The sequence below is a fragment of the Paracidovorax wautersii genome, assembly GCF_900113035.1.
GTDB classification, from domain to species: domain Bacteria; phylum Pseudomonadota; class Gammaproteobacteria; order Burkholderiales; family Burkholderiaceae_C; genus Paracidovorax; species Paracidovorax wautersii.
Genome location: NZ_FONX01000014.1, coordinates 1 through 22,049, shown reverse-complemented (window position 1 = coordinate 22,049; position 22,049 = coordinate 1). Strand labels below are relative to the sequence as shown.

The following is a 22,049-nucleotide window of genomic DNA, read 5'->3' as shown; positions in this document are numbered from 1 at the left end:
GCATGGGCTCATGTCCATGCAAGCAGCCGGGGCGTCAAAACTCGTTGCCATGGCCCGATTTCGCTCCAACCCGAAGGGCAGTTACGTCGGCGGGCGGTCTGCGGCGTTGCGGCGCTTGTGGATAGCCGTGCTATCCACTGCGCACCGCGCCTTGCATCCCATCCCGCCGACGTAGCTGCGCGACCCCTGGGAGATCGTCAACACGTTCTTAGACCCTGCGCAGGATCTGCAGCAGCGCCGTGCTCAGCCGGTGCCGCAGCGCCGTGTAGGGCGGGAAGAAGAGGCTCAGCGCCGAGAAGGCGCCGGCGGCCAGGCAGGCGCGTTCATGCGAGAAGGCCTTGAAGCCATGCACGCCGTGCGCGCTGCCGATGCCCGAGTGGTTGACGCCGCCGAAGGGCAGGCCGCCATGCGCGTACTGCTGCACGCAGAGGTTCAGGCCCAGGCCGCCCGAGCTGGTCCGCTCGGCCACCTGCCGCTGCACGGCGCGGTCGCGGCTGAAGAGGTAGAGGGCCAGCGGCTTGGGCCGGGCGTCGATCTGCGCGATGACTTCGTCCAGCGTGTCGAAGGCCTGCAGCGGCAGCACGGGGCCGAAGATCTCTTCGCCGGTGATGAGCGCATCGGCCGGCACATCGCCCAGCAGGGTGGGGGCCACGTAGCGCTGCGCCGCATCGTGCCGGCCGCCCGCCAGCAGCGTGGCGCCGCGCGCGAGCGCGTCGTCGATCAGCGCGCCCAGGCGTTCGGCGTGGCGCTGCGTGACCATGCGGGCCAGGTCGGGGCTGGCCTGCACGGCATCGTCGGTGGTGCCGTAGCGCTCGGCCAGCAGCTGCCGGCAATGCGCCACGAAGCGGTCCATCACGCTGCGGTGGATGAAGGCATGGTCGGGCGCCACGCAGGTCTGGCCGCCGTTGGTGCACTTGCCCCAGAGGATCAGCGCCGCCGCCTGCCGCAGGTCGGCCGTGGCATCGACGATCACGGGCGACTGGCCGCCCAGTTCCAGCGTGATGGAGGTCAGGTGCCGGGCGGCGGCGGCCATCACGATCTTGCCCACCGCGGGCGAGCCGGTGAAGAAGATGTGGTCGAAGGGCAGGGCCAGCAGCTGCCGGGCGGTCTCCACGCCGCCTTGCACCAGGGCGACTTCGGCCGGCTCGAACAGCGCGGCCACCAGCTCGGCCACCACGGCGTTGACGTGGGGCGTGAATTCCGACGGCTTCAGGATCACCGTGTTGCCCGCCGCGATGGCCGACACCAGCGGGCCCAGCAGCGTGTTCACCGGGTAATTCCACGGGCCGATGATGAGGCAGCGCCCGCGCGGCTGGCAGAGCACCCGCGCGTGCGTGCCCAGCGTGGTGAGCGTGGGCCGCACGCGCCGGGGCCGCATCCAGCGCCGCAGGTGGGCGATGGCATGGCGGGCCTCGTCCACCACCGGCATCAGCTCGGTCAGGTCCACCTCCACCGGGGGCTTGCGCAGGTCCAGGGCGAAGGCCGCATAGAGCGCTTCGCGGCGCTGCAGCAGGCCGTCGCGCAGCCGGCGCAGCTTGGCCGTGCGCTCGCGCGCGGTGGAGCCGCGCAGCGCCAGCGCCGTCGCTGCCTGGCCGTCGAAGAGGCGCTGGAGGGTCTGGGGATCGGTCTCTTGAGGCAGAGGCGCCATGGCCGGCTCCTTCATGGTTCGGCGCGGCGGTCCGCAGTGAGGCGCCAGGCATCGCCCTGGCGCTCGATCAGGCCGCGCTGCTGCAGCGAATCGAGGTAGCGCCTATGCCCCTTGGCGGCGCTGCGCTGCAGCAGCGGGATCAGGCGCGCGAGCCGGTTGGGCACCAGCATGGCCAGGCGCACCAGCCACGATTCGCTGCCGCGCACGTAGCGCTCCAGCACGGGCTCATCAAGCGAGCGCAGGATGCAGGCGGCCACTTCGGCGGCGGTCTGCGGCGGGTCCATGAACTGCAGCTGGTTGCCGCCGGTGATGGCCTCGCGCATCAGCATCGGCGTTTCGGTGGCCGAGGGGTTGACGATGGAGAACCTCACGCCCAGCCGCGCCTCGTCCAGCCCCAGGCACAGCATGGCGCCGCGCAGGCCGAACTTGGAGGCCGAATACACCGTGGTCTCCGGCAGCGGAAACAGGCCGCCCAGCGACACGGTGGTGATGACGCGGCCGTCGGCCGCCGCCTGCAGGCGCGGCAGCAGCGCATGCGTGAGCGCCATGGGCATGAGCAGGTTGATCTGCATCTCGCGCACGATGGATTCGATGCTGCGCTGCTCGAAGGGCCGCGTGTCGGTCACGCCGACGTTGTTGACCAGCAGGTCGAGCCGGCCGAACTCCCGGTCCACGCGCGCGGCCAGCTCGGCCAGCGCCTGCGTGCCGCCCAGATCGGCGCAGTGCGTGAGGGCGCGCGGGCCCAGCGCCTGGGCGGCCCGCTCCAGCGCGGCGGCGTCGATGTCCACCAGCAGGCAGGTGATGCCGCGCTCGATCAGCCGTGCCGCCGTGGCCTGGCCGATGCCGCCCGCGCCCCCGGTGATCACGGCCACCCAGCCGGCGTAGGCCGTGGCGTGCAGGGGTTCAGACATGGGCGCCTCCCTGCGCGGCGGCCTGCGGGCTCGCCGTGCTTTCCGGAGCGGTGTCTGCCGGGCCGCGCCGCAGATGCGCGTACATGCCCTCGTCCAGTTCCTTCCAGCCCATGCGGCGGCGCAGATCGCGCAGATAGGCCTTGGTGGCGTGGGCGTCCAGATAGACGGCATGGCGTTCGGAGCCGACGAAGCGGATGCCGCCGGACAGATCGGGCTGGTCGCTCTCGATCAGCGCGTCGAAACGCGCCGCGCTCGGCGCGCCGTCGCTGTGCGCGCGCAGGTACGAGGCGATCAGGTGGGCCTGGGTGTCGAAGAGCTTGTAGGCGCTGGAGTTGGTTTCCAGATAGCCGATGCCGAACAGGTTGCGGTGCTGGCGGCTGAACATCGAGAGGTAGAGCTGCGGGCGCCCGCCCTTCCAGGTGAAGTAGTCGGCCGCGTAGGGGCAGCTCCAGCGGTAGCCGGTGGCGCAGAGCACCAGGTCGATCGCCTCGCGCGAGCCATCGGCGAAGACGACGTGCCGCCCGTCCAGGTGCGAGATGTCCGGCTTGACCGCGATCTCGCCGTGCTGCAGGTAATGCAGCAGCTGCGAATTGAGCAGGGGGTGGCTCTCGAAGAGCCGATGGTCGGGCCGGGGCAGGCCGAAGCGGGTCACGTCGCCCACCGTCAGCCGCAGCAGCGCGCCGAAGAGGGGCCGCGCCAGCCAGAGCGGCAGGTGCGGGCCGGTCTCGGCCAGATGGTCCACGGGCTTGCCCAGCACATGCTTGGGGATGAAGTGGTAGCCCCGGCGCACGCTGATGAAGGCGCGGTCGGCGTGGATGGCCGCGTCGCAGGCGATGTCGGCGCCGGAATTGCCCAGCCCCACGACCAGCACCCGCCGGCCCTTGAAGTCCTCGCCCGCGACGTGGCTGACCGAGTGGCGCACCTCGCCGTCGAAGCGGCCCTCGAAGCTCGGCAGGTTCGGGTCCCAGTTGCAGCCGGTGGCGCAGATCACGGCGCGGTAGCGGCGGCGCTCGCCGCTGCCCAGGGTGACGGTCCAGAGCCCGCCGTCTTCCTTCTCCACCCGGGCCACGGGGGTGTTGAAGCGGATGGCTTCGCGCAGCCCGAACGCCTGCGCGAAGCTGCGCACGTACTGCAGGATCTGCCGGTGCGACGGATAGTCCGGGTAATGCCGGGGCATGGGGTAGCCCAGGAAGCCCGAGAGGTCGCGCGAGGAGATGAAGTGCGCCGACTCGTAGATCGGCGAGCCGGGGTTGTCCATGTCCCAGATGCCGCCGACGTCGCCGTGCCGTTCGAACTGGTCGTAGTCCAGCCCCTGGGCCTTGAGCGCGCGCGCCGCGGCCAGGCCGCCGGGGCCGGCGCCGATCACGCACACGGCGCCGCTGCGGTCGATGGGTTGCATGGAGTCGGTTGGGGTCATGTCGGGGCTCCCTTTCAGTTGCGATCAGTGCGGACGGGCGGAGTGCGCGCGGCCCGGTGCGCCGGGCGAGGGCCGCGCGGCCTTGCGCGCCAGGGCCAGCGCCAGCAGGGCGGCCGCGCCTGCGAAGCCGGCGCTCAGCAGCGGCACGGCGCCGGCGTTCTCGCCCTGCACGATGAACGAGGCCGTGAGCGGCCCGCAGGCGCTGCCCAGCAGCTGGGCGGCGGGCACCAGCCCGGCCAGCCGCCCGCTCGGGTCGGCGCGCAGGGCCAGGCCGATGTGGAAGGGCAGCATGAACAGCCAGACGAAGCCGAACAGCGCGCAGGCCACGGCGAAGCCCTGCAGGCTGCCGGCGGGCAGCTGGTGGATGAAGCCCGTGACCCCGGCCAGCGCGACCGAGCAGCCCAGCAGCGCGGGCACCACGGGCAGGCGGCGCACGGCGAGAGTCGCCACGATGCCGCCGATCACCTGCATCGCCAGCGAGGCGGCCACCAGGGTCTGCGCGCCGCGCGCATCGAAGCCGGCGGCCTTGCCCAGCGGCTCCAGATAGGCCCAGAACGAACCCAGCGCGGCCAGCTGCAGGAACACCACGGCGAGCGGCTGCAGCGTGCGCGCGGACCAGCGAAAGCCCGTCGCCGAAGGCGGGGGCAGCGGCGCCAGGCGCGCGGGCTGGGCGAAGGCCAGCGCGCAGGCCAGCAGCGCCAGCAGGCCCAGGGCCACGAAGCTGCCCGCCCAGCCCCAGCGCGGGATGACGGCATTGGCCAGCACGGCGCCCAGCAGGGCCTGGGCCAGCGTCTGCAGCACGAAGAAGATGCCGCCCACGCGGGCGGGGCTGGCGGTGCGCACCACCACGCCCGTGGCGACCCAGATCAGCACGCCTTCGGCCAGGCCCGCCGCGGCGCGCACGGCGGTCAGCGCGGCATCGCCCTGGGCCTGCAGGGTGAGCAGGTCCAGGCCGGCCGCCGCCAGGGCGGCCACGAGGGTGACGGCCCGCAGCCGCGCGATGGGCAGCAGCGCATCGCCCAGCACCACGCCCAGCCCGAGCATGATGATTTCGGCCATGGCGACGAGGCCCACGCCTTCGAGGCTGACCCGCCGCGCATCGACCAGCTCGCCCAGCACGATGGGCTGGAGGCCCACCATGAGCACGGCGATGGTGCCGATGGCCAGGGCGGCCACCACTTGGCTGGCGTGGATGGAGGCATTCGGTCGCGTGCTCATCATGGAACCCGTCCTTTCTCTGCGGCTGCCGCCGGCGTCAGCGGTGGCTGTGGCTCTAGCGGCGGCGTGGCTGGCGTTGCGGTGCGGTGCGGCGAAGCCGGGCGGATCAGTAGCCCTTGCTTTCCTCGGGCAGCAGGCCCTGCAGGAGCCGTGCCCGGGCGCGCTCCTGGTCCTTGGCGAGGCGCCGGTTGGCCACCAGGCGCACGATCCAGGGCAGGGGGCGCACGCGCCCGCCGCCGGCCACGGCCAGCACATAGGCCTTGGCGCACTTCTCGATGAGCTCGGCATTCAGGCCCAGCCGCGTGGCCGTGGTGCCCAGGCAGACCATGTGCCCATCCACCAGCGCGGCATTGCCCAGGCCCTCCAGCGTGGGCGGCGCGGCTGCCTCGTCCAGCCGGCAGGCGGCCTGCATGGGGCCGATGTGGCGGGCCTGCTCGTCGAACACCTGCGGCAGGCTGCCGCCGAAGTCCGCCAGGCAGTGGCCGAACGCGCCGCCGCCCACCGCCACAGCGCCCACGTCGCCGCGCTGCGCATAGGCCAGGGCGTGCAGCCGGGCGGCCGGCGGCGCGGCGCGCAGGGCGATGCGCTCGGGCGCGGCGGCCTGGGCCAGGCCGAACCACATCGCATCGCTGCCGGGAATGCGCAGCGAGAGGCTGGCGCCCCGGCCTTCGAGCAGGCGCTTGGCCTGCAGCCGGTCGCGCAGCCCGGCCCATTGCGCGCGCAGGTTCTGTTCGGTGTGCGTCATGGCGTCAGACCAGCTTGAAGACGTCCTCGAAGCGGTTCAGCGCGTCGTCGATCACCGCATCGGTATCGGCGAGGCTGGTGTAGATGCGGCTGCCGGCCAGCGTGATGAGGCCGTGGGCCGTGTAGGCCGCGCCCATCTCTTCCATCATGTGCTTGCGGCGCTTGGCCTCGTCCTTGGCCTTGTAGAGCTTCCAGAGGCTGCTGGTGTCCAGCAGCAGCACGCCCGAGGTCTGCAGATGCACGATGGAGCCCATGTTGTAGGCCACGTAGGGCAGGCCCAGGCGCTGGATGATGGCGTCCAGGCCCTTTCGCAGCCGGTCGCCCGCGCGCCCGGCCACGCCCGCCGCGTCGGTGCGCTGGGCCTCCAGCAGCGCGTGGTAGCCGGCCACGCACGAGAGTGGGTTGGCCGAGAGCGTGCCGCCCACGAAGGCGCGCTTGGCGGTGGTGCCGATGCCGCCCACCAGCATCATCATGATGTCGCGCCGCCCGCCGATGGCGCCGGCCATCGGGTAGCCGCCGGTCAGGCACTTGCCCAGCACGGTCAGGTCGGGCTTGACGCCGAAATACGCCTGCGCGCCGCCGGGGCCGAGGCGAAAGCCCGTCACCACCTCGTCGAAGATCATCAGCGCGCCGAACTCGTCGCAGAGCTGGCGCACCTGGCGGTTGTAGTCGGGGTGCACGGGCCGCGTGCCGCTTTCGGGGCCCAGGGGTTCGAGCAGCACGGCCGCCGTGCCGCCGCGCAGGCGGTTCCACTGCAGCGCGCTGCGCAGCGCGTCCAGGTCGTTGGGGTTGCATTCCTGCGTGTTGCCGGTGGCGCCGTGCGGGATGCCCACGGCCTCCATGCGGCCGGTCTTGGGCAGGCGCATGCCATAGACCAGCTGGTCGCTCCAGCCGTGGTAGGCGCCGCCCACCTTGATGATGCGTTTCTTGCCGGTGTAGGCGCGCGCCAGGCGCACGGCGCCCATCACGGCCTCGGTGCCCGAGCCCAGCAGGCGCACCATGTCCACGCCGGGCATGTTCTGGCAGACCAGCTCGGCCAGCTTGACCTCGTATTCGTGCAGCAGGCCGGTGACCGGGCCGCAGGAGTCGAGCACCTCGTTGACCTTCTGCCGCACCGCCGGGTGGCTGGAGCCCAGCAGCGTGGGGCCGCCGGCCTGCAGGAAGTCGATGTAGCGGTTGCCGTCCACGTCGGTCATGTGGGCGCCCGCGGCCTGGGCGATGGCGAGCGGGAACGGGTGGTTGAACGCCAGGTTGTGCTGCACGCCGCCGGGAATCACGGCCTTGGCCTGCTCGGCCAGCCGGCGCGAGCCCTGGCAGCGCTCGTCGAAGTAGCGCATCACCTGCGGCATCTTGTCGGCGCGGACCGGCCGCATGGGCTGCTTCACCAGCTCGCCGAAACGGCGGTATAGATCGTCCACGTCGGGCCAGGCCGAGATGGCGGGGGCTGGTGCTGCGGTGGCCGAGGCGGCGGTGTGGATGGAGGCAAGGTTGCTCATGGCTGGGGCTCGGGGATGGTGGGTGGGAGGAATAGATGCGGCGGTGGCGTGATGGGTGGCCGGGCCGATCAGGTGCCCAGCGCATCCGCCAGGCGCTGGAAGGCGGGCTGCAGAGCGGGCTGGCGCCGGGAGCGGGCGGCGATGGACTGCAGCAGCGTCTGGCGGGACAGCTCCTCCAGGTCCTCGACCGCCTGCATCGCCGCCCGGACGTCGGGGCCGCAGCACAGCACGCCGTGGTTGCGCATGAGGTAGGCGTGGGTGTCCGCGCGCAGCGCCCGCGACAGCCGCGAGGAAAGCCAGCCGCTGCCCGAAGGCGCATAGCCCACCACCGGCACGCTGCGGCCCAGCGTGCGCCGCATCGGGCCCGCCGGCACGGCCAGCGGCCGGCCCAGCAGCGCGCAGGCGCTGGCGACGGGCTGGTGGGTGTGGATGCTGGCCGTGGCGTCGCGCCGGGCGCGCAGCACGCGGGCATGCAGGCCGCTTTCCACCGAGGGCGCGCGCCCGCCCGCCACCTGCTGCAGGTCGGCCAGGCGCAGCACGCAGACGTCGTCGGCGGTCATGGTCAGGTAGTCGGTGGCCGAGGGCGTCACGGCGATGTGGCCGGCGTCGATGCGCAGGGCGATGTTGCCGCCCGTGCCCGAGAAGTAGCCGCGCTGCGACAGCTCCAGGCACAGGTCGATGACGGTCTGGCGCACGGGCAGGGTGGTGGATGGGGCGAGGGTCATGCGGCGGCTCCCTGGGGGGCATTGATGCGGTGGTAGAGCGGTGCCAGGCGGGTGCGCACCTCCTTGAAGGTCTCGAACCGGTCGCCGTAGAGGCGCCGCAGCGCGAGCGACGGCTCGTAGAGCGCACGCGTGCGCCGCAGCCGTGCCAGGTCGGCGAAGGCGAGCGCGCCCAGGCCCACCCCGGCGATGAAGGTGGCGCCGACGGCATTGGTCTGGATGGGGTTCTCCAGCTGGCGCACGGGCTGGCCCGTCACGTCGGCCATGATCTGGCACCACACGTCCGACTGCGCGCCGCCGCCCACGGCGGTGACGATGCCCGCATCGCGGCCGATGAGGCGCGCGAAGGGCTCCAGCATCCAGCGCGTGTTGAGGGCCACGCCTTCCAGGAAGGCGCGGAAGATGTCCTCGCGGGTGTGCTCCAGCGACATGTTCAGCAGCCCGGCGCGCAGGCGCGGGTCGTCCACGGGCGTGCGCTCGCCCAGCAGCCAGGGCGTGTAGATCAGGCCCCGCGCGCCGGGCGGCACGCGTGCCGCGATGCGGTTGAGCACCTCATAAACGGCGGGGTGCTCCTCGTCGCTGGCCAGCTCGTCGGGGTGGTAGAGGATGCGGTCGCGCAGGAACGAGAGGTTGGCTCCGGCCGTGGACTGCAGCGCCATCGCCAGGTAGCGGCCATCGACGGCGCTCGGGATGGCGCCGATCTTGTGGCGCACATCGGTCTTCATGAAGGGCACGTGCGCGCCCAGCCAGGAAGAGGTGCCCAGGTACAGATGGGTCTCGAAGTCGGGCACTGCCGCGCCCACGGCCACGGCGGAGGTGTCCACCGCGCCGGCGACGACCACCGTCCTGCCGCCCAGGCCCAGGGCCTGCGCGACCTGCGGCAGCAGCGGGCCCAGCACGTCGGTGGAATGCACGATTTCGGGCAGCTTCTCCGCGTCCAGCCCCAGCAGCCGGATGAGCCCGGCGTCGTAGCGGACGCGGTGCGGGTCGCGGTTGTCGGTGATCCACGAGGTGACGGCCGAATCCTGCGTGGCGCAGAACCTGCCCGAGAGGCGCAGGTTCAGGTAATCGAGCACGTTGAGGAACTTGTGCGTGCGCTCGTAGCGGGCCGGGTCCTCGTCGCGCAGATAGGCCATGTGCCCGGAGGAGTCGCGCCCCGACAGCGACGGCGCGCCGCCGGTCAGCCGCAGCCAGCGCCAGAGCTTGAACGGCGCGTACCCTTCGATGTTGAGCACGCGGCCCCGCACGCGGCGGGCGATGGCCGCCGCGCCGCGCGCATCCAGCCAGGTGAGCGCCCGCCCGATGGCCCGGCCCTGCGCATCCACGCACACCGTGCCCTCGGTCTGCGTGGAGCAGCACACGGCCACCACCCGCTCGCGCAGGCCGGCTTCGGCAGCCAGCACTTCCTGGGCGCTATGTACGAAAGCGGCCCACCAGTCGTCGGGCGACTGCTCGGCCATCGCCCCCTGCACGTGCAGCGCCACGGGGCGGAAGGCCCAGGCATGGACGGTGCCGTCCAGGGCCACCAGGGCGCATTTGCAGCCCGAGGTGCCCAGGTCCACCGCCAGCACCAGCCGCGTGTCGTTCGATCGCAGAGCCATGTCAGAAGCTGCGCGAGACCGAGAGCACGAAGCGGTTGCCATCCGTCGCGCGGGGGCGGTCGCCGTCCATCGCCATGTACAGCTCGCGCACGCGGGTGCGGGTGGTCATCCATTCGGCGGTCCAGTTGAAGCCCCAGTGCTTGTGGGTGATGCCGATGGAATAGTCGGAAAAGTTCGCCTCGCTGAAGTTGGCGATGCGCTGGTAGCCGGCGTGCAGGTTGAGCGTGGTGGTGGGCGTGAGCGCGTGCTTGTAGCCCAGGTCGAACAGCCAGCTGCCGCGGGAGTCGTGGTCGCCGCGGCCATAGCACTCCAGCGCGCGGGTGGGGTCCGGCATCAGCGACAGCATGGTGCCGCAGACGCCGCCGGTGTCGATGCCCCGGTAGGTCTTGGAGATGACGTTCATGACCCGGCCCTCCAGCGCGCCGTAGCCGATCTCCAGCACCGCGAAGGCGCTGTCGAAGCGGGTGCTGCGCAGGTCCGTGGGCGTGCCCGTTTCCATGTCGAAGCCGTGGGGCGCCTGGAATTTCGCGCCGGGAAACATCTCCGCCGCCAGCCCCAGGCCGTAGTGCCAGCCATCGGGGTTGCCGAAGCGGTATCCCCCGGCCAGGGTGACGCCCACGCCCGCCCCGTCCAGGAACTGCTTCTTGCTCACGGTGGCGAACTCGGCCAGCCCGACCAGTCCGCTTTCATGCGCCAGCTGCACGCTGAGCTTGGCGCCCGGGCCGTTCAGCGAATCGGACACGCCGCGCGTGCGCTGGTCGGTGGTGAGCTTCACGTCGGTGGTGACGGCGTAGCTGGCGATGTCCTGCGCCGAGCCGGGCATGGCGGCGAAGGCGAAGAGCGACGCCGCGAAGGCGCTGGGAAGGGGGCGGGTCAGGGACATGGAAGGCTCCTGGGTGGGGCGAATCGCGAGGAGAGGAGGGGTGCGCGGTGGGAAGAGACGGGTCAGGGGCCCGAGGCGCCGGGGGCGCAGGCCGGCGTGGCCGGAAGGGTCGCCACGCGCTGCAGCTGCTCGGTCTGCCCCAGGGCCTCCACGCCCACGAAGGCCCGGATGCGCAGCGCATCGCCTTCGGCGCGCACGGCGCCGCGGTATTTCTTGTTCTCGCGCGGATCGAAGACCCAGCCGTCGCGCCAGGCGTCGTCCGCATAGCGCGACAACTGCGCCACGCGCACGTTGCAGGTGCTGGCCGGCGTGCCGGCATCCTTGTCCCAGACGATGGTTCCGCACAGGGCGCCGGGCTGGTCGGTACACGGGGCGAAGCGGATCACGGCGTCGCGCTCGGCCGTCATCCAGTTGCCCTGGGCATCGGCCGGGCCGCCCGCCCGGGCCGGCACCGCCATCACACAGCCCACCAGGGCCAACAAGCAGATCGGAGACTTCATGGAATGCACCTTTCTTGAGCCGGGACAGAGAAACATTACATAGTGATGACTACTATATAGTTATCGCTACTCTCTTGCAATCGACGCAATACGAGGACAATCCCTGATGCCGCAACCCTCCCCGCCTCTTCCCCATCGCCGCACCATGCCGCCTGCCAGCCGCCCGTCGCCTTCGCTGACCGCCAAGAAACAGCCCGCGCAGCAGCGGGCGACGGAGACGTACGAACGCATCCTGGAAGTCACGGCGCAGACCCTGGCGGACGTGGGCATCGAGCGGCTCTCCACCAACCTGGTGTGCGAGCGCGCAGGCATCACGCCGCCGGCGCTCTACCGCTATTTCCCCAACAAGTACGCGCTGCTGTCCGAGCTGGGCAAACGGCTGATGCACGCGCAGAACGTGCGCGTGGGCCGCTGGATCACGCTGGAGGTGTTTGCCGGTGGCGTGGAAAGCCTGGAGCGCGCGGTGGAGGGGCTCATCCTCGACACCTACGAAGCCACGGTGCAGACCGTGGGAGGGGTGTGGATCATGCGGGCGCTGCGCGCCGTGCCCGTGCTGCAGGAGGTGCGCCTGGCCTCGCACACCGCCGTCACGCAGGAGCAGGTGCAGCTGCTGTCGCAGGCTTTGCCCGGAGTCGATCCGGCCGAGCTGCAGTTGCTCAGCCGCATCGTGGTGGAACTGATCTACGCCACCGTGGAAATGATCTTCGACGAGCCCCTGGACGTGAAGGCCGTCGCCCGCACCGTCGCCGGCATGGTCGCCAGCCAGCTGGGAAAGATGCAGCCCGCAGCCGCGGCCGCTGCGACCGAAAAGGCCGCCAAGCCCTCGCCGCGCCGCAAGCCGGCGGCACGGGCGCGGGTGCAGTGAGCGGGCGGGACCGCTGCGTCGGCCCGGGCGGCCGGGTCATCCGGCATGCGCTTCGCCAGAGGCGCTGAGAGGCCACTGAAAAAATTGGCGGCGCCGCGCTCGCAACGGTGTCTGCGTGACGGACCTCTCCCCGCTGTTCGTCCCCTTTGCGCCCGGCCTGTTCTTCCGGGCAGGTGGCAGGACCCTGCCTGCAACCTGTCAACCCGTCTCGATGAAGTGACTGGCAACAGGAACCAGCACTCCGATCCTCAACGGTTGACCGTTATGAGCCTGGCTCATTTTTTGTATCAGTGTGCGCAAGCCGTCAAGGACGGCTTGGTCTTGTCGTTACACAAAATAGCAATGGCTTTCATTTCTCTCCGATCCTTGTCTAGAGTCGCGGTTGCTTGAATTCCGCTGCGTCGCGCGTGACGTATAAAAAACAGGAGAGGGTGAGACTGATGGTGCATAGCTCGTTGGCAGAGCAGGGTATCGGCTGGGCAAGAAAGTGGAGTTGGCTATTGGTGACCGTGCCTGCCTCTATCGCTTTTGCGCAGACGCCGGCCTCCGGTGACGGTACCCAGGAACTGCTGAGGCAGCAGGAGCGAGAGCGCCTCTTACGGCAGCAGCAGGAGACAATGCCCGATATTCGACTGGAACGACCTGCGCGTGCCGAAGCGCAGAGTCTTCCCGTTCAGGAGGATCCCTGCTTCCGCATCGATCGCATTGTCCTGGTGGGTGATTCCGCTGCCGACTTCCAATGGGCCCTGAAGGCAGCCGATCCCGAGGGCGATGCGGCTACCGGCCGCTGCCTGGGCTCCGAAGGCATCAACCTCACCATGAAACGCGTGCAGAACGCGATCATTGAACGTGGCTATGTGACCACTCGCGTGCTGGCGGCATCGCAAGACCTGACCAAGGGCACGCTGGAACTCACGCTGATTCCCGGGCGCATCCGCACCATTCGCTTCACTGAAGACAGTAGCCCGCGTGCCAACCGATGGAATGCGGTGCCGGTAGAGCCTGGCGATTTGCTGAACTTGCGCGATATCGAGCAGAGCCTGGAGAACTTCAAGCGTGTGCCGACGGCCGATGCCGACATACAGATCATGCCCACCGAAGGCCCGGACGCTCGGCCCGGTGACAGCGACCTGGTGATCACCTGGAAGCAGGAGCAACCCTTCCGCTTGAGTTTCTCTGCGGACGACTCGGGGAGCAAGTACACCGGCAAATACCAGGGCAGCGCCACGCTCGCATATGACCACTGGTGGACGTTGAACGATCTTTTCTACGTCAGCTTCAACCACGATCTCGGTGGCGGAGAGCCCGGCAGCAAGGGTACGCGTGGCTACACCGTCCACTATGAAGTGCCTTACGGATACTGGCTGCTGGGCGTAACCACCAACAGCTACGACTACTACCAGTCCGTTGCCGGCGCCAACCAGACCTATCGATACAGCGGCACCAGCGAGAACAGCGAAGTCCGCCTGTCGCGCCTGCTCTATCGCGATGCCAAGCGCAAGACGAGCGCTTATGTGCGTGCCTGGCTGCGCAGCTCCACGAATGCGATCGACGATACGGAGATCGAGGTTCAGCGCCGCCGCATGGCGGGCTGGGAACTGGGGCTGGCCCACCGCGAATTCATCGGCTCGGCCACGCTGGACGCGAACCTGGCCTATCGCCGGGGCACAGGCATGCTGGCTTCGCTGCCGGCGCCTGAGGAAGCTTTCGACGAAGGCACTGCGCGCCCTTCGCTCTTCACTGCAGACGTGCAACTGGCCGTGCCTTTCGCGCTGGCCGGGCAGCGCCTGCGCTACACCACCGCGTGGCGCGCCTTGTGGAACCGCACGCCCCTGGTGCCCCAGGACAGGTTCTCGATCGGTGGGCGCTACACGGTGCGCGGCTTCGATGGAGAAAGCACGCTCATCGGCGACCGTGGCTGGCTGGTGCGCAATGACCTGGGCTGGGCGCTGGGCAACTCGGGGCAGGAGCTCTACCTGGGCGTCGACTACGGCCAGGTCGGCGGCCGTTCCGCTGCCCAGCTGATCGGCCGTCGCCTGGCTGGCGCCGTGATCGGCCTCAGGGGCGGGTACCAAAGGGTGTCGTGGGACGTTTTCGTGGGCACGCCGCTGTCCAAGCCCGATGGCTTCCAGACCGGCAAGACGACGGCCGGATTCAACTTGAACTGGTCGTTCTGAGGGGCGAGCCCATGCGATTCGACTCTCTCGATGTCATCGCTCCGGGTGTGCCCGATGCGCCATGCAACGAAGCCGAGGTGATGGGTTCTGCCGTCTGGCTCTACATGCATTCGGCCTCGCACCAGAGCATGCCGCTGCACTTGCTGTCGGTACTGCTGCTGCCGGCCATCAAGCGCCGGCAATTCGTGCTGGCGACCGAAAACGGGCAGCCTGCCTTCTTCCTGACTTGGGCGATGTTCAGCCCGGATGCCGAGCGCCGTTACATCGCCCGCCCGCCGGAAGCCATGCCGGAGGCCGACTGGACGAGCGGGGACCGCATGTGGATTCTCGACTGGGTGGCGCCTTTCGGGCATACGCGTGCCTCCCGGCAGCTGCTGACGCGGCTCTTTCCCACGCAGAACGTGCGAGCGCTCTACCACCGCGGCGATACGCGCGGTCTGCGCGTCCTGCATTTCCGGGGCATCGCAGTCATGCCTGAAGAAGCCCGTGCCTGGGCAGCCCTGCACCCCATTCAGCCGGCGGCTGTGAACGCAAGCCGCATTCCTGGCGGTTCTGACGCCGACTCCAGCGAGGTCCAACAATGAACAAGCACCTTTATCGAATCGTCTTCAACAAGGCGCGGGGCCAGTTGATGGCCGTGGCGGAAATAGCGAGCAGCGAAGGCAAGCAGGCCGGCACCACCGGCATGCCGGGTGGTCCATCCGTTGCGCTCGGCATGCGTGCGCTGTGCTTTGCCGTGATGCTGGCGATAGGTTCCGTGAGCGTGGTCGCGCATGCGCAGATCGTGGCCGACCCCAGCGCGCCGCGCACGCAGCAACCGACGGTGCTGAATGCCGCCAACGGTGTGCCCCTGGTCAACATCCAGACGCCCAGCGCCGCCGGCGTGTCGCGCAACACCTACGGGCAGTTCGACGTGAACCAGCCCGGCGCCATCCTGAACAATGCTCGGACCAATACGCAGACCCAGCTGGGCGGCTTCGTTCAGGGCAACCCCTGGCTGGCGAATGGAACGGCCCGGGTGATCCTCAACGAGGTGAATTCCAGCAATCCCAGCCAGCTGCGGGGCTACGTGGAAGTCGCAGGCGACCGGGCGCAGGTGGTCATCGCCAACCCGGCGGGCATCAGCTGTGGCGGCTGCGGCTTCATCAATGCGAACCGGGTCACGCTCACGACGGGCACGCCCATCCTCAACGGCGGCAGCCTGGATGGGTACCGCGTGCAGAACGGCGGGGTGAGCATCGTCGATGGCGGGTTGGACGCCAGCCGTGTGGACTACACCGACATCATCGCCCGGTCCGTATCGGTCAATGCCGGCATCTGGGCCAATGCGCTGAAGGTGACCGCGGGTGCCAACCAGGTGAACGCAGATCACAGCCAGGCCATGCCCGTCCAGGGCACCGGTGCGTCGCCGCAATATGGCATCGATGTGGCGGCGCTGGGCGGCATGTATGCGGGCAAGATCACGCTGGTCGGTACCGAGGCTGGCGTGGGCGTTCGCAACGCAGGCCAGATCGGCGCGACGGCCGGTGATGTCGTCGTCACGGCTGACGGGCGTCTGGAAAACCGCGGCCGCCTCACAGCCAGCGCAGGCGTGCGCGCGGACACGAATGGCGGCATCGCCAACGGCGGCACCCTGTATTCGCAGGGCAACACGCAGCTCACCAGCCGTGGTGACATCGATAACACCGGAACGATCGCCTCGGGTGGCAACCTGCAGATCGCCGCTACGGGGGCTGCCGGGACGGTCAACAGCCGTGCGGGTTCCCTCATGGGCGCGGGCGTGCAGTCCGACGGCACGCTGGGTGGCAATGCATCCTTGCAGGTGGGTGCCAGCGGCCGATTGGCCGCGCAAGGCCAGAACGTCGCCAGCGGCGACGCCTCGCTGGACGGTGCGGAACTCAGTGTGGCCGGAAGCCAGACCAGCGCCGGCAATATCGCGCTGGCCGCCCGTTCAGGGAACATCGACGCGAGCGGTGCCAGCGTATTCGCGCGGCAGAACCTCGCTGCCAGCGCCGCAGGCACGCTGCGCACCGACGGCGCATTTGCTTCGGCGCAGCAGCAGCAGCTGTCGGCCAGGGACTTGTCGAACGTGGGGGGGGAGATCCTGCAGACCGGCGCCGGTGACCTGGCGATCCGGCTGCCCGGCACCCTCGACAACACCAGAGGGCGCATCGCGTCCAACAGCGCGGCGCTGTCTCTCGATGCGCAGACACTGGTCAATGCGCAGGGCCGCATCGAGCATGCCGGCACCGGTGCTGTGGCCGTGAATGCCAGCGCGGTGAACGGTGCGCAGGGCAAGATCGCCACCAATGGCAGCCTTGCGCTGACGGCGCAGACGGCCACGCTGGACGGCGCGCAGACGACTGCGGACCGCTTGCAGATCGGCTCGTCCGTGCTGTCGCATCGTGGCGGGCAGATGGTGCAGACGGGCAATGCGGCAGGAACCATCCAGGCCAGCGGCCGGCTGGACAACACCGGGGGCACGATCGCCTCCAATGGCGATCTCGCGCTCGCTGCTGGTGACCTGAAGAACCAGGGTGGGGCCCTTCAGGCTACCGGAACCTCTTCGCTCGATGTCCGGGCCTCCGGTATGGTGGACAACGGCGCGCAGGGCCGCATCAGCGCGGGAGGCAATGTTTCCGTCAATGCAGGCACGCTGTCGAACGGCAACGGCACGCTCACGGCCGGTGAGGGCTTGCGGGTGCAGGCGGCGGGCGCGATCGACAACGGCCAGGGCGTGCTGGCCGCGAATCGCACCGCCGAGATCACAGGCGCATCCGTCAACAACGCGGGCGGCCGCATCGGATCGGTGCAGTCCGGGCTCAGCGTCACTGCCACGCAGGGCGCCATCGACAACGCATCCGGCCGGATGGAGGCTGCCCAGGCCGTTCGCGTGGCGGCCAATGGTCTCGGCAACGGCCAAGGCACGGTCGCGGGCCACGATGTGTCTGTGGACACGCGCGGCCGGACGCTGGACAACACGGGTGGCGCTCTCGTCGCCCGGGGCGCGCTGGACGTCCAGAGCGGTCAGCTCACCAACGATGCCGGCGCCTTGCAGGCCGCAGGCACGCTGTCCGTGGACACGCACGGGCAAGCGCTGGCCAACACGAACTCCGGCCAGTCCGGCGGCATCCTGGGCAAGGGCAGCGTGGCCTTGCGCACAGGGGCGCTGAACAACCAGGCCGGCTTCATCGGCGCCAAGGGCGCACTGGGCGTGGAGGCCGCGCAGATCGGCAATACCCAGGGCGGGCAGATCAGCGGTGAAGGCAGCATCCAGCTGGCCGCCGCGGGCCTGGACAACCGCGGAGGCAGCGTGCAGGCGCTGGGCGCCACCACGGTGGACGTGGGCTCTGGCGCCGTGAACAACCAGGGCGGGCTGCTGCGATCCGGTGATGCGCTCGGTGTGCGCGCCGGGAGCCTGGATAACGCGGGCTCTTCCGGACAGAACCAGGGCGTGGGCGGCCGCCGAGTGGCGGTCGTTGCAGACCAGGTCAACAACCAGTCAGGCAGTATCCTGGCCGACGAGACGCTGAGCCTCACCGGCGCAGGCGTGCTCAACAATGCGCAAGGCACGATCTCTTCGGGCCAGGACTTGCGCATACAGGACCGCAACACGGCGGCGAAGACGCAGACCGTGGTCAACACGGGCGGAACCCTCATCGCCGGCAAGACGCTGGCGGTCGACAGTGCCGGCTTGTCAGGCGACGGGCGCGTGCTTTCGCAGGGCGACCTGAGCCTGGGCCTGGCCGGCGACTTCACCAACACGGGCGAGGTGCAGGCCAGTGGCAATGCCACCGTGCAGACTGCGGGCCGTGTGACCAACCAGGCGGCGATGCGGGCCGGCAAGATGCTCACGGTGTCGGCGGCCGACATCGACAACCAGGCGAGCGGAGAGATCAGTGCCACGACGACGAACCTCAGCGCCCGCAATACGCTCACCAATCGCGGCTTGATCGACGGCGGCAGCACCCGCATCGATGCGGGAACCGTCAGCAACCTGGGCACGGGGCGCATCTACGGCGACCATGTGGCTATCCAGGCGGGTACGCTGAACAACGACGTGGAAAGCGGCAAGGCCGCCGTCATCGCGGCCCGTGATCGCCTGGACATCGGCGCCCAGACCCTCAACAACCGGGAACATGCGCTGCTCTTCAGCGGCGGCGACATGGCCATCGGCGGAGCGCTGGATGCCAGCGGGCTGGCGACCGGCGCGGCCGGCACGGTCAACAACAACAGCGCATCCATCGAGGCGCTGGGCAATCTCACTCTCGCGGCTGGCCGCATCAACAACACCGACGAGCATTTCGCCACCGGGGTGCAGCAGGGCGGCACCGAGCACGTCGTCGAATACCAGGGGGCAGGTTCCCCCAACCGCTACAAGCCTGGCACTCCCGACGTCTATGTCTATAACGACGAGTCGGACCATCTGCACACGCCCGAGGGCAATTTCGAGAGCTGGCTCCGATACGAGTACGACCGCAGCACGAGCCAGACGGTCATCACCAGCGCCGATCCCGGCAAGATCACATCGGGCGGCACCATGCGCCTCGATGCCGGTACCGTCTTCAACGACAAGGGGCACATCATCGCCGGCGGCGCTTTGCAAGGCCGTGTGGGCAGCCTGCAGAACACCGAGGTCGATGGGCAGAAGACGACCACGGACCAGGGCACTGCCACATCGTTCTGGCGCGACCATCGCAAGGGTCGCGACCGGACGGGAAGCGCCAGTACGGCCTATGTCCCGCCGAGCACCATCGAGACCATCAAGCTGCAGCCCACGATGTATCGGGAGTTCACCGTGCCAGGCGCGAGCGGCACGAAGATCGCACGGCTGACGGTCGGCCAGGTGTCCCAGGCGGCGCAGGGCTCGGCGCCCGCGAGCGTGGCGCTGGGCAGTGGACGCACGGTGGCCCCGATCACCGAAGTCACGGCCCTGACCGGCGCCACCGGCGGGCAGGCCGCCGTGGTGCGCACCGGCGGCCCGAACACGGTGTTGCCCGACAACGCGCTGTTCCGTGTGAACCCGCGCCCCACCGGGAGCTACCTGGTCGAGACCGATCCGCGCTTTGCGGACTATCGCACCTGGTTGTCATCCGACTACATGCTCTCGCAACTGCGCCTCGATCCGGGCTCCATCCAGAAACGGCTGGGGGACGGCTTCTACGAGCAGAAACTGATCCGCGAGCAGGTGGCGCAACTCACGGGGCGACGCTTCCTGGACGGCTACGGCAGCGACGAGGCGCAGTACCGTGCCCTGATCGACAAGGGCGTCACTTACGCCAAGGAGTGGGGCTTGCGCCCAGGCGTGGCCCTGACCCCGGCCCAGATGGCACAGTTGACCAGCGACATCGTCTGGCTGGTCGAAAAGGAAGTCAGCCTGCCGGGCGGCGCCACCACTCGGGCACTGGTGCCGCAGGTCTATGTCCGCGTGAAGCCCGGCGACATCGACGGCTCTGGCGCCTTGATGGCCGGGCGGACGGTGAATCTGAACGTGTCCGGCGACTTGATCAACCGCGGCAGCATCGCGGGCCGAGACGTGGTGGCCATCACTGCCGAGAACATCAAGAACCTGGGAGGGCGCATCACCGGTGGCGATGTGGCTCTTCAGGCCAGGACCGACCTGAGCAATCTGGGTGGCATCATCGACGGCAACCAGAGCCTGGCGGTACATGCCGGACGCGACCTGAGCGTGGAAACCACCACGCGCAGCAACAGCAATGCGCAAGGCAGCGTCACCAACGTCGGCCGCGTGGCCGGGCTGTATGTGACCGCGCCTTCGGGCGGGGTGCTGGTCGCCTCCGCGGGGCGCGACGTGAACCTCGTCGCAGCGCAGATCGGCAACGCCAGCAGCGGAGGCCAGACCGTGGTGGCCGCAGGCAAGGACCTCAACCTGAAGACGGTCGAGACAGCGAATGCGCAATCCCTGCAATGGGACAGCAAGAACTGGCGCAACGACAGCACGAGGCAGGAGGTCGGCACCTCCATTCAGACCCACGGCGACCTGCGCCTGTCGGCGGGCCACGACCTGAATGCGCGCGGCGCCCAGGTGACCAGCGACAAGGGGGCGCTCGTCGCCACGGCGGGCAACGATGTCCAGCTGACGGCCGCGCAGACCACCCGCAACGTGGATGAGGCGCACCAGCACAAGGGCCGCAGCGGCTTCCTGTCCAGCAAGACCATCACCACGCGCGACACCCTGTCCGAAACCACCGCGCAGGGCACCACGCTATCGGGCGACACCACCTACGTACAAGCCGGCCAGGACATCGGCGTGGTTGGCAGCAACGTGGTTTCCACCGCAGGCACCACGCTGGTCGCCAAGAACGACGTGCGCATCGAGGCCGCTCGGGAGACGACCGACGAACGCCACTTCCGCGAAGAGAAAAAGAGCGGCATCTTCAGCAACGGCGGCTTCGGCTTCACCATCGGCAAGCAGCAACAAAGCCAGGACAATCAGGCCGGGCGCACCACTGCAGCCGCCTCCACCGTGGGCTCCACCGAAGGCAGCGTCGCCATCGGCGCGGGCAACGACTACCTGCAGGTGGGCAGCAACGTGCTGGCGCCGCAGGGCGGCATCGCCATCCAGGCCAGGAAGGTGGACATCCTCGAAGCCCAGGAAACCAGCCACAGCACGCAAGAGACGAAGTTCAAGCAATCGGGCCTGACCGTGGCCGTGACGGCACCCGTCATCTCGGCCATCCAGACCGCCCAGCAGATGAGCCGTGCGGCAGGCCAGAGCGGCGATGCCCGCATGCAGGTGCTGGCCGGCGCCACGACTGCCCTGGCCGGCAAGAACGCGGCGGACGCCATCGCGTCGGATCCCCGGGCTGCAGGCGGAGTCGGCATCTCCATCACCGTGGGCAGCTCCAAGAGTGGCAGCAAGACCACGCAGGACGTCACCCAGTCGGCGGCATCGCAGGTCGCCGCAGGCGGCGACGTCAGCATCCGAGCCACCGGCGCCGGGCGCGATTCGAGCATCACCGTGCAGGGCAGCGACATCAAGGGCGGCGGCGATGTCGCCTTGCGGGCCGATGGCGACATCAACCTGCTGGCAGCGCGCAACACCAGCGACCTCCAGCGATCCTCCAGCAGCCAGAGCGCGGGCGTGGGCGTGGCCATCAACGTCGGCTCCGGCGGCGCAGCCATCGGCTTCACCGCCAACGCCAGCGGCTCGCGCGGCAAGGCCGACGGCAGCGACGTGAACTGGAGAAACACCCACGTCGCAGCCGGTAACCAGCTCACGCTCGCATCCGGCGGCGACACCAACCTGCGCGGCGCCGTGGCCAGCGGCAAGCAGGTGGTGGCCGACGTCGGCGGCAACCTGAACCTCGAAAGCCTGCAAGACACCAGCACCTACCAATCGCGCGACCAAAGCCTGGGCGGCAGCGTCACCTTCGGAGCGGGCTTTGCCGGCAGCGCCAACTACGGCCAGCAGAGGATCAACAGCGACTACGCCAGCGTGACCGAGCAATCGGGCATCCGGGCCGGTGACGGCGGCTTCCAGATCGACGTGCGAGGCAACACGGACTTGAAGGGCGCAGTTATCGCCAGCACGGACAAGGCCGTGCAGGACGGAGCCAACCGCCTGAGCACCGCCACGCTCACGCACAGCGACATCCAGAACCGGGCCGACTACCGGGGCAGCAGCCTGGGCATCGGTGGCGGCTACAGCATGGGCAATGGGGGCATGATGCCCATCGGAGGCTCGGGCGGGTCAGGAGGCTCCACGGCAGGCGGCGTCGGCACCAACCAGCAAGGCCAGGCCAGCACGGGCGCAGGCAAAGTGCCCGGCAGCAACCTGCCCAGCAGCGGCAATTGGAGCGCTACGCCTCCCGTGGTGATGGGCGCCTCCGGCAGCGCCGGCAGC

At 69.5% G+C, this 22,049-nt stretch carries 14 protein-coding genes; 4 read left to right on the top strand and 10 right to left on the bottom strand.

Translation table 11 applies throughout. The features are described 5' to 3' along the window. Window positions 1–208: 208 nt before the first annotated feature. From BM070_RS17960 to BM070_RS17915, 10 genes are all read right to left on the bottom strand, one after another. Window positions 209–1,648 (bottom strand): aldehyde dehydrogenase family protein, encoded by a 1,440-nt coding sequence (locus tag BM070_RS17960; protein ID WP_092940847.1) that lies wholly within the window; start codon window positions 1,646–1,648, stop codon window positions 209–211. An 11-nt stretch (window positions 1,649–1,659) separates the two neighbouring features. Further along, the gene (locus BM070_RS17955; RefSeq protein ID WP_092940725.1) at window positions 1,660–2,559 is read right to left on the bottom strand and encodes an SDR family NAD(P)-dependent oxidoreductase; all 900 of its coding nucleotides are present in this window, start codon (window positions 2,557–2,559) and stop codon (window positions 1,660–1,662) included. Continuing rightward, on the bottom strand, window positions 2,552–3,976 hold the full coding sequence (locus BM070_RS17950) for a flavin-containing monooxygenase (RefSeq protein WP_092940724.1): 1,425 nt from the start codon (window positions 3,974–3,976) through the stop codon (window positions 2,552–2,554). Before BM070_RS17950 ends, BM070_RS17955 begins: the two co-directional genes overlap by 8 nt. A 24-nt stretch (window positions 3,977–4,000) precedes the next feature. Next, a complete protein-coding gene (locus BM070_RS17945; protein WP_092940846.1) occupies window positions 4,001–5,194 on the bottom strand; it encodes an MFS transporter in 1,194 nt (397 codons plus the stop codon). A gap of 106 nt (window positions 5,195–5,300) precedes the next feature. Next, on the bottom strand, window positions 5,301–5,939 hold the full coding sequence (locus tag BM070_RS17940; RefSeq protein ID WP_092940723.1) for a hypothetical protein: 639 nt from the start codon (window positions 5,937–5,939) through the stop codon (window positions 5,301–5,303). Between the two features lie 4 nt (window positions 5,940–5,943). Continuing rightward, window positions 5,944–7,434, bottom strand: coding sequence for an aspartate aminotransferase family protein (locus BM070_RS17935; RefSeq protein ID WP_092940722.1), 1,491 nt, complete (start codon window positions 7,432–7,434; stop codon window positions 5,944–5,946). A 68-nt stretch (window positions 7,435–7,502) separates the two neighbouring features. Beyond that, a complete protein-coding gene (locus tag BM070_RS17930) occupies window positions 7,503–8,159 on the bottom strand; it encodes a class II aldolase/adducin family protein (RefSeq protein ID WP_092940721.1) in 657 nt (218 codons plus the stop codon). Further along, window positions 8,156–9,757: a xylulokinase gene (locus BM070_RS17925; protein ID WP_092940720.1), complete on the bottom strand. Its 1,602-nt coding sequence runs from the start codon at window positions 9,755–9,757 to the stop codon at window positions 8,156–8,158. The genes BM070_RS17930 and BM070_RS17925 overlap by 4 nt, the downstream gene beginning before the upstream one ends. Before the next feature lies 1 nt (window position 9,758). Beyond that, window positions 9,759–10,640, bottom strand: a complete 882-nt coding sequence (locus tag BM070_RS17920; RefSeq protein WP_092940719.1) for a TorF family putative porin — start codon at window positions 10,638–10,640, stop codon at window positions 9,759–9,761. Between the two features lie 62 nt (window positions 10,641–10,702). Next, window positions 10,703–11,140 (bottom strand): DUF2147 domain-containing protein, encoded by a 438-nt coding sequence (locus BM070_RS17915; RefSeq protein WP_092940718.1) that lies wholly within the window; start codon window positions 11,138–11,140, stop codon window positions 10,703–10,705. A gap of 106 nt (window positions 11,141–11,246) precedes the next feature. Here BM070_RS17915 and BM070_RS17910 point away from each other — a divergent pair, with 106 nt between their 5' ends. The 4 genes from BM070_RS17910 to BM070_RS17895 all read left to right on the top strand — a co-directional run. Beyond that, window positions 11,247–12,005 carry a TetR/AcrR family transcriptional regulator gene (locus BM070_RS17910; RefSeq protein ID WP_092940717.1) on the top strand — a complete coding sequence of 253 codons (759 nt, stop codon included), beginning with the start codon at window positions 11,247–11,249 and terminating at the stop codon, window positions 12,003–12,005. Window positions 12,006–12,445: 440 nt separating this feature from the next. Then, window positions 12,446–14,182 (top strand): ShlB/FhaC/HecB family hemolysin secretion/activation protein, encoded by a 1,737-nt coding sequence (locus BM070_RS17905; protein WP_092940716.1) that lies wholly within the window; start codon window positions 12,446–12,448, stop codon window positions 14,180–14,182. 11 nt (window positions 14,183–14,193) lie between these two features. Continuing rightward, complete coding sequence (locus tag BM070_RS17900; RefSeq protein ID WP_092940715.1) at window positions 14,194–14,766, top strand: toxin-activating lysine-acyltransferase; 573 nt, start codon at window positions 14,194–14,196, stop codon at window positions 14,764–14,766. Continuing rightward, the coding region (locus BM070_RS17895) for a hemagglutinin repeat-containing protein (RefSeq protein ID WP_139222867.1) at window positions 14,763–22,049 on the top strand (7,287 nt) is incomplete at its 3' end. The genes BM070_RS17900 and BM070_RS17895, both read left to right, overlap by 4 nt.

Coding starts and splice junctions, on each gene's coding strand:
- BM070_RS17935 (WP_092940722.1), bottom strand. CDS start 7,434: ATGAGCAACCTTGCCTCCATCCACACCGCCGCCTCGGCCACCGCAGCA.
- BM070_RS17900 (WP_092940715.1), top strand. CDS start 14,194: ATGCGATTCGACTCTCTCGATGTCATCGCTCCGGGTGTGCCCGATGCG.
- BM070_RS17925 (WP_092940720.1), bottom strand. CDS start 9,757: ATGGCTCTGCGATCGAACGACACGCGGCTGGTGCTGGCGGTGGACCTG.
- BM070_RS17915 (WP_092940718.1), bottom strand. CDS start 11,140: ATGAAGTCTCCGATCTGCTTGTTGGCCCTGGTGGGCTGTGTGATGGCG.
- BM070_RS17945 (WP_092940846.1), bottom strand. CDS start 5,194: ATGAGCACGCGACCGAATGCCTCCATCCACGCCAGCCAAGTGGTGGCC.
- BM070_RS17955 (WP_092940725.1), bottom strand. CDS start 2,559: ATGTCTGAACCCCTGCACGCCACGGCCTACGCCGGCTGGGTGGCCGTG.
- BM070_RS17950 (WP_092940724.1), bottom strand. CDS start 3,976: ATGACCCCAACCGACTCCATGCAACCCATCGACCGCAGCGGCGCCGTG.
- BM070_RS17910 (WP_092940717.1), top strand. CDS start 11,247: ATGCCGCAACCCTCCCCGCCTCTTCCCCATCGCCGCACCATGCCGCCT.
- BM070_RS17920 (WP_092940719.1), bottom strand. CDS start 10,640: ATGTCCCTGACCCGCCCCCTTCCCAGCGCCTTCGCGGCGTCGCTCTTC.
- BM070_RS17930 (WP_092940721.1), bottom strand. CDS start 8,159: ATGACCCTCGCCCCATCCACCACCCTGCCCGTGCGCCAGACCGTCATC.
- BM070_RS17940 (WP_092940723.1), bottom strand. CDS start 5,939: ATGACGCACACCGAACAGAACCTGCGCGCGCAATGGGCCGGGCTGCGC.
- BM070_RS17960 (WP_092940847.1), bottom strand. CDS start 1,648: ATGGCGCCTCTGCCTCAAGAGACCGATCCCCAGACCCTCCAGCGCCTC.
- BM070_RS17905 (WP_092940716.1), top strand. CDS start 12,446: ATGGTGCATAGCTCGTTGGCAGAGCAGGGTATCGGCTGGGCAAGAAAG.